At 58.6% G+C, this 7518-nt stretch carries 8 protein-coding genes; 1 reads left to right on the top strand and 7 read right to left on the bottom strand.

Features of this window, described 5'->3' with window-relative positions:
- The 4 genes from EKK30_RS02230 to EKK30_RS02215 form a co-directional block, all read right to left on the bottom strand.
- A partial coding sequence (locus EKK30_RS02230) for an acyltransferase family protein (RefSeq protein WP_290979625.1) occupies nt 1–436 on the bottom strand: 436 nt, incomplete at its 3' end.
- A 105-nt stretch (nt 437–541) separates the two neighbouring features.
- Nucleotides 542–1627 (bottom strand): acyltransferase, encoded by a 1086-nt coding sequence (locus tag EKK30_RS02225; RefSeq protein ID WP_290979623.1) that lies wholly within the window; start codon nt 1625–1627, stop codon nt 542–544.
- 192 nt (nt 1628–1819) lie between these two features.
- Entirely contained in the window at nt 1820–2587 is a 768-nt protein-coding gene (locus EKK30_RS02220) for a DUF2092 domain-containing protein (RefSeq protein WP_290979620.1), read from the bottom strand.
- A gap of 236 nt (nt 2588–2823) precedes the next feature.
- On the bottom strand, nt 2824–3222 hold the full coding sequence (locus EKK30_RS02215; RefSeq protein WP_290979616.1) for a cupin domain-containing protein: 399 nt from the start codon (nt 3220–3222) through the stop codon (nt 2824–2826).
- Nucleotides 3223–3249: 27 nt separating this feature from the next.
- Between EKK30_RS02215 and EKK30_RS02210 the strand changes: the two genes are divergently transcribed.
- The gene (locus EKK30_RS02210; protein ID WP_290979613.1) at nt 3250–3687 is read left to right on the top strand and encodes a c-type cytochrome; all 438 of its coding nucleotides are present in this window, start codon (nt 3250–3252) and stop codon (nt 3685–3687) included.
- A gap of 34 nt (nt 3688–3721) precedes the next feature.
- Here the strand turns inward: EKK30_RS02210 and EKK30_RS02205 are convergent, their stop codons facing one another.
- The 3 genes from EKK30_RS02205 to EKK30_RS02195 form a co-directional block, all read right to left on the bottom strand.
- A complete protein-coding gene (locus EKK30_RS02205) occupies nt 3722–3964 on the bottom strand; it encodes a hypothetical protein (RefSeq protein WP_290979610.1) in 243 nt (80 codons plus the stop codon).
- Between the two features lie 173 nt (nt 3965–4137).
- Nucleotides 4138–4977, bottom strand: coding sequence for an alpha/beta hydrolase (locus EKK30_RS02200; RefSeq protein WP_290979607.1), 840 nt, complete (start codon nt 4975–4977; stop codon nt 4138–4140).
- Between the two features lie 127 nt (nt 4978–5104).
- On the bottom strand, nt 5105–7093 hold the full coding sequence (locus tag EKK30_RS02195) for a peptidoglycan DD-metalloendopeptidase family protein (protein ID WP_290979604.1): 1989 nt from the start codon (nt 7091–7093) through the stop codon (nt 5105–5107).
- Between the last annotated feature and the right edge of the window lie 425 nt (nt 7094–7518).

Genomic DNA, 7518 nt, shown 5'->3' with positions numbered 1-7518 from the left:
TGTACCTGCTGGTCACTTCTCCGTTGTGGAGAAGATGGACGTAGATCTGCGGCGGCACGAGTACGATCACGCCGAAGACGAAGGGTATGAGAAGGCGCTGAGAGCGGGTGCTGAGAAAACTCGAAACGCTTCTGGAGCTGAGCAAAAAAGCTGCAGCGATGCCGCCGATCGCGAAGATCACTTCCAAACGCCAGGGCGTCATCGTCTCGGCGAGCAGGATTGCCCAACGGCCGGCGTGATCGCTCGTGACGCGCCAGCCGATCGGCTCGAAGACAAGCAGCGTATGATAGATAATCAATAAGCCGAGAGCGATGACGCGCAGCGCGTCGATGTCATGCCGTCGCTTGAGAAGAGAGTTCGAAGCCGGCAAGCTTCTCGGAACCGAAGCAACTGGTTCGGAGTGAAAGAGCCCTTGAACTGTTTCGTCCCACGCCATGGGCGAATACTTTTGCTGGCGTTCAGATCCACTCTACATTTGCAGGCGGGTATCCTACGTCATCGTGACGGTCGGACAGTCGCGAATTATCAAATTTGCGTTAATTCAGAGCGTTTTTCTAGTCTCTTCCGCATGCGGACTATTCTGAACGCTGGGCAATTTTTGCCGCGAAAGGCGAAGCGTCAGGCGATTAGCCAATCCGCTCAGGGGCTTCTCGATCCAGACGTGCACGAGCGCAGCGAACCCGATGCTGGCAATGAGCGCCAAGACGACATAGGCGAACGCGTGGTTATCGAACGGCGTCGGCCCGGGTCCAAAGCGCGACCATGCTACTGCGAAGATGCCGAGCGAAAAGAGATGCGTGAGATACATCGCGTATGATGCATCGCCCAAGAACTTCAGCGGCACCGAACAAGGAACGAAGCCAGCCCTCTCGAGAGAAACGGCTCCGATGATAATGAGCGCCGCCGAACCGCCGGCGGATAATCCATGAGGCCCCGATCCCGCGAACAGAAATAGACACAGCCATCCGCCGACAAAGAGAAGGAGGGCCGCGGGCGCGGAAAGTGGTTTGCGTTCACTGATAAACCAGGCCCCGATTAGTGCACCGGCGGCGAACTCCAAAATCATCGGTTCGGTATACCAGCCGATAATCCCCGTTGCGCCTGTTGCATGTCCGAAAATCACCAGTGCGACGAGCGGAGCGATCAGTCCGATGAGCCGAAAAGCGGGTTGCTTGATTAAAAGCGCGACGGCGAACAATGCGTAGAAGAACATCTCGTAGTTGATGGTCCAGCCGGGCACGTAGACGGGAAAAATCTGAGACGTGTTGGCCGGATAAGGATAGGGCAAGAAGAGGAGTGAAGCGATCAGATGGTCGACTTGCGGAATTGTCGCTCCGGCGATCGTGCCCGAGATGCTGGGCATCACGAACATCGTTATCGTAACCAGCCAGTATAAAGGTGCGATCCGAACGACCCTTCTACGAGCGAACTCGGGAGGCGAAGGCGACGATCGAGCTGTCGTCACCCACATCACGAAACCGCTTATGACGAAGAAGATGTCGACGCCGGCAGGACCGACCGAAAACGAGAAGACTGGAGCGCCCGCGCCGTCGCGGTGACCGGAGAGATGAAACAAGATGATAAAGATCGCGGCTACAGCGCGTAAGTACTGAATTGAGTAGAGCATTCTTCAGCGCGGTTGGCCCCGGCAGAATTATTTGCTCTCGAGGTATAGGGCAGGGCGAGCGATCGCCGAAATCTAAACTCCGTTTACGATTGGATTTGCGATTTCGCGGAGCATGCGTATGGGGCGAAGGGGCAAATTTGCACCGCTTCGCCCCAGGAGAGGTCATCAAAAGAGGCTAATGGCTTTTCGCAGTTACTCAGGCGCTGCGAGGTCGAGCGTGCCGATGTCGACCTTATTGGCGCCTTCCGGCGGCGTGTAGACGAATGTGGTCGCCGTGAAAGTCGGCGAAGCGTTCCAGCGGAAATCGTTGGTCTGCGCCGGGCCGTCAACGCTGCGATAAACCAGCTTGCACAGGAGCGGCGTGTCCTTCTTCTCAAGCCACGCGATCCAGGTGTCGTCGCCCATTGAACCGGTAACGGTGAACTTCTCGCACTGCCGGCCGCCGATGTTCTCCGTACCCGACACCGTGGCCTTCACGCCATCGGAGCCCGAGACGACGGCGTCGACCACGCCCAAGAAGTTCAGAACTTGAGAATCGATGCCGATCTCACCGGTGAAGAAGCCGAATGCTGCCGAAATCGTCGCTGGCGCATTCGTCTGCGAATATTGCTTCTGCTGCGGGTTGGCGATCGTCATGACCGTGCCGTCGGAGACGACCACGTACGTGTTCTGGCCGAGCGTCAGGTCGGCGCGCAACTGGTTCGGACGGCGAAGCAGGAAGTGGCCGGTGCCACGATAAAGTTCATTGCCGTCGGACGTCGCGTTGAATGTCGTCTCGAAGTCGAGCGGATTGCTCTGCAGGTAGGCGGAGAGTCTTTGGAAGGTAGCGAGCGCCTCATTCGAAGTCGCTGCAGTCTTGGCGTTGTCCGCCACTTTCAGCGGCGCACTCGGTTCCTCTGCCAAGCAGGCTGTCGCGAGCGCCCAAGCCGCGATGGGATACAAAAGCGATCGTTGCAACATCTGCCGGTCTCCACCTGAGTTATTTGATGCCGAAGCTCACCGCCATTCTAGAGTGCCTCGAATCTACGGCTGATATCGGATTTCTCCCATCGTTAATTTTAAGTGCGTGCAAACTGTTTGCCTCAAATCAAGTGTCGGTGGCGATGCGCAGACACCCTCAATCCATGTAAATGCATCTCGAGATGTGTGCGGATGCTGCGGTTGCCGGTAACGCCGCCAACTATTCGACCAGGTCTTCACGATTTCCGATATTGCGCGTCGCTCACGGGCTCAAGCCAGTCGACCGTCTTCCCGTCGAGTGCTTCCTGAATGGCGATGTGAGTCATCGGGGCGGCCGCCGTCGCGCCATGCCAATGCTTTTCGCCGGGCGGGAACCAGATTACGTCTCCGGCGTAGATTGTCTCAACCGGTCCGCCTTCGCGTTGCGCCAATCCTACTCCCGATATCACGACGAGCGTCTGGCCGAGCGGATGGGTGTGCCAAGCGGTTCGCGCTCCTGGATCGAACGTGACGCTCGCTCCAACGACGCGCGCAGGAGGGGGCGCTTGGAAGAGCGGTTCGATCCGCACCGAACCGGTGAAGTAGTCGCGCGAACCTTGGCTTGACGGGCGGTCCCCGCTTCGTTTGATATCCATTCGAGATCTCCAGAGGTGATTCCATTCATGAAAGAACGTTCCATTTCGACTACGAAACAAAATGCGCTTCTGATGGCAGGTCTCGCGGCGTGCTGCGGCTTGGTGTTTGCGACAGCAGGCAGCTATGCGCAGGCTCCTTCGAGCGCCGACAATGAAATGGCATTCAACAACCATTGCCGCGAATGCCATGCCTTCGACAAGGGCGATAACCGCACCGGCCCGACGCTCTATGGCGTCGTCGGCAGGAAAGCCGGTTCGGTGCCGGAATACGAGTATTCCGAATCGCTGAAAGCGTCGGGCATCACGTGGACAGAGTCCAATCTCGATCAGTGGATCACGAACCCCAACTCGTTCATTCCCGGAAACAACATGGGTGCCGTCTTCCCGGGGCTGCCCGACAAGAACGAGCGCGCAAAGATCATCGCGTTCCTAAAGGGCGATACGAAAAAGCCGAGCGGCCAATAGGCTGCCCGGCCTACACAACTCGAGTATTTGTAGGCTATCGGCGCCGGTCGTAACGGGCGCGATGTCGATAGCAACGCTTCGCGCCGATCTTGCAGGCAATGTTCGGACCTGCAGTGTAGCCAATTACGCCGCCGGCAACCAATCCGACCGGACCAAACACGACGGCGCCGGCTAATCCGCCGAGCGCGGCATCGGTCACGCGCTCGCCCGCGCCGGCAGCCGCTGGCGCCACAAAAAGACCAGCGGTGACAACAAGACATCCTGCGATGGCTTTCATAGATCTCCCCCTATGATTGCGTCCCCCCGCGGACGTTGAATTGGAATCTCCGCGATTCGCACTTCTAGCGCGATCCTGCGGCTCAAATCTGTTGTTCTCGATGGCGTGGAAAGCAACGCATTTGGAGGAGGCCTGCATCGCATGTCGACGCGGGCCTAAGTCGTTTTGCGAGGTCAGCTCTGCACGAACGCCAGCAGATCGGGATTTATGACATCCGCATGAGTGGTCAGCATGCCGTGCGGAAAGCCGGGGTAGACCTTGAGCTGGCTGTTCCTGAGGAGCTTGGCTTGCAGCAGGCTCGCGTCGGCGTAGGGGACAACCTGATCGTCGTCGCCCTGGAGGACGAGGGTCGGCACGCTGATCGCTTTGAGGTCCTCTGTCTGATCGGTTTCGGAGAACGCCTTGATGCCCTCGTAGTGCGCCTTCGCACTGCCCATCATGCCCTGCCGCCACCAGTTATCGATGACCGCCTGCGAGACTTTCGCGCCCTCGCGATTGAAGCCGTAGAAGGGACCGGCGGCGACGTCGCGGAAGAACTGCGCACGATTGGCGGCGAGAGCGGCGCGGAAGCTATCGAAGACTTCGATCGGCGTGCCGCCGGGGTTGCTCTCCGTCTTGACCATCAGGGGAGGGACAGCGCTGACGAGCACGGCTTTGGCGACACGGCCCTGCGGTTCGCCGTACTTGGCGACATAGCGTGCGACTTCGCCGCCGCCTGTCGAGTGCCCGATGTGGACGGCGTTGCGCAGGTCGAGATGCTCTGCAACAGCGGAGGCATCAGCCGCATAGTGGTCCATGTCGTGACCATCACTCACTTGCGACGAGCGGCCATGCCCTCGCCGATCGTGAGCAACGACGCGGTAGCCTTTGGAGAGGAAGAACAGCATCTGGGCATCCCAGTCGTCCGCTGACAGCGGCCAACCGTGATGAAAGACGATCGGTTGCGCATCTCTTGGACCCCAGTCCTTGAAATAGATGCGAACGCCGTCCTTGGTGGTTACCGTGTCGGTCATAGTGATAGTCCTTTCCGTCGATGTCAGCAGTGCCGAGCGCAAGACCCGCAGCCAAACATGATTGTCAAAACTTGGAATTGGCGATGCGGTAGAATGCCAGGGGCCCGACCGCTGAGCGATAGCGCGCTTACTTGTTCGCCGTCATGACGGGCGCGCGTCGCATGAGCTCTTCGATGCGGGCGCGTTCTTTTTGGAATTCGGCGAGGTCCTTGCCATCGAGCTTGCGCTCACGCGGCACCTGGATCGACATCGGATCGACGAAGCGGTTGTTGACCAGCACTTCGAAGTGCACGTGCGGACCCGACGACAGGCCGGTTGATCCGACGTAACCGATGATCTGGCCCTGACGAACCTTCATGCCCGCCTGAACCTTCGCAAACCGGCTCATGTGGCCATAAGCGGTCTGATACCCGTTTGCGTGGCGAATACGGATGTAGTTGCCGTAGTAGCCCTTATGGCCAACTTCCTCGATCGTACCGTTGCCAGCCGCGATGATCGGCGTGCCGCTGGCGCAGGCCCAGTCGACGCCGGTGTGCATCTTTCGCGTATTGAGAAGCGGATGGAAGCGGACGCCAAAGCCTGAGGTGAGGCGCACATCATCGCCGCGCACGGGCTTGCGAACGAGGAACTTCTTCGAGTTGTTTCCATCTTCGTCGTAGTAGTCGACGACGCCGTCAGCTGAGCGGAAGCGATAGAATTTATAGACTGCGCCACCACTCGAGATCGCCGTGTAGAGTAGCTCTCCGGGAGGGCCGTCCGTCGATTGATCATCCTTCATGTCGAAGAACATCTCGAGCGTATCGCCCGCTCTCACGCGGCGCCGGAAATCCGTATCGTAGGCGTTGATGCTGAGGATCTTTTGAATCGTGTCGGTCGATAGCTTCTGCGCCAAGCCAGCGTAGTAGACCGCAGAATAGAGCGTGGCGTTTTGAGGATCGTCGTCGTTGGCGACGTGCTGCAATTCCTCATCGAATGGCGGGGTGGAAGAGCCGACAAATTCGCCGGCGGAGCTGCGGCTCACGGTGACAAGGTGATCGTGGCCATCAGAGAATATCGAGTAGCGCGCCGGTTCCATCTTGTTGGGATCAGATAGCGACGGAACGAGCGTGATGCGAACTTCCTGTCCCGCGACGAGGGCGTTCTCCGGAAAAATGCTGTGGCCTGCTTCGATCATGCTGTGCACGTCCCATTCGGGCGCGCCGGCTTTTGCCAGGATCTTTGCGAGCGTATCCTGAGGTCCAACGGTGACGACGATGACCTTGCCGCCTTCGAAATCATCCGAGGGCTCATCGGGCACTTCGGTGCTTTTGAAGATGTCCGTCGTGTTCAGGTGTTCCGTAGAAGCCGACTTCGGCTGCCAAGCGGCGTCAGCTGAGCCAGGCGTCGCAATGCCCGCCGACGCAACGCCGTCGAGTGGAGCGCCAGAACCATCTCCGACATACGCCGTCGCGTTGGTATCGCCGCTGCGTTCGACGATGTCTTGCACTTCCTGAGTATCGAGTTCCTGGCCATCTTCTTCGGGAAGAATCCCGCCGAGCAGCTCGACAACCTTTGTCGAGACATCGGTGCGAGAGAGGCCGCTGCCGGCGTTATCGTCACTGTCACCCGGCTCGGAAGGCTGCCCGCTGCCGTACAGCTTGAAGGGATTGAAGGCCGGAATATCGTCCTTCTTGTCGACGGGTACGGGTGCGAGCCGAGCGACGATGCGCGCGTATGGCTTCTGGCGAACATACTCGCGGCTATCGCGACGGCTTTTTGAGGATTCGTGGATGATGTAGCGCGTCGAGAGCGCACCGGTCGTGAGCTGCAGGCGATCGGATTTGGGCATCATCCATTTGAGGCCGTCCGCATTCTTGGGCGTCAGCGCGACCTGCGGCACAAGAGCTCCTTCGCCAATGCTCTTCAGGGCCGGCAACAGGCCATCATTCAAATGGTCATTGTCGGAAGACCCGTAGACCACGATGAGAATGGCAACCGCACCGATGGTTGCGGCCAAACAGGTGCTCAAGATCCAACGGAAGCGCCCGCCTGCCCGAGGCTCGGAGACATTTTCGGCTTCGTAAAGTTCCTGGAAAAAGCTGCCGCCGCGTCCTCCGTACCCATTGGTACGGAACACGCGCACTTCCTCCTCGACCGAAAAAACGGCGCCTCGCGTGGGAAAAGCCTTCTTTCGACTTTGAAACACGCGCAGCGGCCCCCCAAGCCCCGCAAAGCGTCTTAACGGCGTTAACTCAGCGAAACGTGCCGTAGTTTGCCAAGCCGTGCACCTGGAAAAACACGAACCCAGATTTGAATTATAGCCCCAGTCAGACAGCGAATAGCCGCCGTAAGCCGAGATTTTCTTTCGGCCAGGCGGAACCAAACGATTTTTCGACGTTGAGAAACAATCGGGGCGGTGTCATGGCAGGGCGGTTTTCTGCAGGGGCAGAAAGTTATCCACAAGCGCCCGGCCGGCAGACTCTCTCCTAACCCATTGAAAATCTGTTGTTTTCCTTCTGTCACGGAATCAGGGTAAGAAACGCGAAGTTTTTTTGAACTGAC

It is taken from the genome of Hyphomicrobium sp. (assembly GCF_003987855.1).
In the GTDB taxonomy this organism is placed as follows: Bacteria; Pseudomonadota; Alphaproteobacteria; order Rhizobiales; family Hyphomicrobiaceae; genus Hyphomicrobium_B.
Note: the sequence above shows the minus strand (reverse complement) of the source record. Positions and strands in the feature narration are given on the sequence as shown.